The 214-nt window shown below is 55.6% G+C and carries 1 pseudogene; it reads right to left on the reverse strand.

Annotation, left to right across the window (positions count from 1 at the left end):
• Positions 1 to 214 (reverse strand): annotated as a pseudogene (locus ACWGS9_RS36000) (IS5/IS1182 family transposase); the annotation flags it as partial.

The following is a 214-nucleotide window of genomic DNA, read 5'->3' on the forward strand; positions in this document are numbered from 1 at the left end:
TTCTGAGCCAGATGCGCACTGAAGCGAGCTTGATGGCAGCGAGGAAATTGAGCGGATCGCGGTCATATCGAGTTGCGATACCTCTGAAGTGCTTAAGTTTGTTGAAGTATCGCTCGACGAGATTGCGCTGCCTGTAGACCCATGCGCTGAAAGGAAAACTGCCGGTCCGGTTCTTCTTCGGCGGGATGTTCGCCCACGCTTTTCGCTCCGCCGC

It is taken from the genome of Mesorhizobium sp. Arg314 (assembly GCF_053714275.1).